The 1,646-nt window shown below is 68.3% G+C and carries 1 protein-coding gene; it reads right to left on the bottom strand.

All coding sequences use genetic code 11. From position 1 onward, the window contains the following. Positions 1-94 precede the first annotated feature (94 nt). Complete coding sequence (locus F7R91_RS41710) at positions 95-1,339, bottom strand: IS110 family RNA-guided transposase (protein ID WP_150959083.1); 1,245 nt, start codon at positions 1,337-1,339, stop codon at positions 95-97. Positions 1,340-1,646 lie beyond the last annotated feature (307 nt).

Genomic DNA, 1,646 nt, shown 5'->3' with positions numbered 1-1,646 from the left:
TCTGACGCGTAAATAGGTCCAGGTCAGGGGCTGTTTGGGCAGGGCTGGGTGCCCGGTGGTCGTCGAGGCCGCCGGGCACTTGGTCTGTGAGCGGTCAGGCTGCGCCTTCGATCGGGTTGAGGGTGACGGTGTAGCCGAGCTGGTTGAGGGCGGTGATCGCGCGGCGCGTGGCGCGTTCGGGGTCGCGCTGGACGAAGTAGGTGCCGCCGAGTTCGCGGTAGGGGACGTTGCCGGTGAGCATGTGCCAGATCGCGGTGATGATCGAGTGCTCCACGGCGACCAGGGCTTTCATCGGTCCGCGGCGGGCGGTCAGCCGCTTGTAGCGGGCTTGCAGGTAGGTGTCCTTGGTTCTCGCTGCGCCGAAGGCAGCGAGTCCGAGGGCGCCTTTGAGGTAGGGGTTGCCGGGGCGGACCTTGGTGTTCTTGGTGCGGCCGGCGGACTCGTGGTGGCCTGGGCAGACCCCGGCCCAGGACGCGAGGTGCCCGGCCGAGGCGAACCGGGTCATGTCGCCGCCGGTCTCCGCGATGATCACTTCGGCGACGGCCTGGTTGATCCCGGGGACGGTGTCGAGTAGGTCGAGGGCGCCTCGAAAGGGGGCCATCGCCTCCTCGATCCGCTGGTCCAGCTGCCGGATCGCGTCGGTGAGCTGGTCGTAGTGGTCCAGGTGCAGCCGGGTGAGGAAGGCGTGGTGGGCGCGGAAGCGTCCGGTCAGGGCCTCGGTGAGTTCGGGGATTTTGTTGCGGAGCTTGCGTTTGGCCAGGTCCGCGAGGGTCTGCGGGTCGCGTTCACCCGCGATGAGGGCTTCCAGCATGGCCCGGCCCGAGACGCCCATGATGTCGGAGGCGACCGCGGCGAGTTTGATCCCGGTGTCCTCCAGCAGCTTCTCCAGCCGCTGCACGATCTGGCCGCGTTCACGGGTCATCTGGGTGCGGGCCCGGGTCAGGTCCCGCAGCTCGCGCACCGGTGCGGGTGGCACGAACGAGGGACGGACCAGGCCGTGCGCGCCCAGTTGGGCCAGCCAGGCGGCGTCGGAGACGTCCGTCTTTCGGCCGGGCAGGTTCTTGACCTGCCGGGCGTTGACCAGGATCACGTTCAGGTCTTCGGCCAGCAGGTAGTAGAAGGGCTTCCAGTAGTCCGAGGTCGCCTCGATCACGACGAGGGTGACCTCGGCGGCGAGCAGGTGATCCCGCAGGGCGAGTACGGCGTTCGTCGTCGAACCCCAGGTCGTGGTCTGGGTGGTGAACGTTCCCCGCCGCTTCGTGCTCGGAGTGCGGACGCACGCTTTGGCGTCTTTCTTGCTGATGTCCAGGCCGGCGCAGCGTTCGTGCAGCACGTCCACGGCCTTGCTCCCTCCCTCACCGGACGACCGGGCGACTCGCCGTTCCGGGAGGGCCAGGGTGGAACAGGAATTCTGACGCGCGTGCTTCGCAGCAACACTCCACGGTTCCCGTGGACGGCCCTCGGCACCATGCTGACCTGCGAGCTCACCGGCATCACAGATGCCTCGGTTTCGGCCGGAACGAACACCTTCAGCGTCCCCGAACGGCATCAGCCCACGTCAGGGCAGACAGAAGCATGTCCGGCGCGCGCCACGGCATTTACCACGCCCCCGGCGCGCACCGAAGGTGCGCTGAGTCGCTGACCTG

Source organism: Streptomyces luteolifulvus, from assembly GCF_008806595.1.
In the GTDB taxonomy this organism is placed as follows: domain Bacteria; phylum Actinomycetota; class Actinomycetes; order Streptomycetales; family Streptomycetaceae; genus Streptomyces; species Streptomyces luteolifulvus.
Note: the sequence above shows the minus strand (reverse complement) of the source record. Positions and strands in the feature narration are given on the sequence as shown.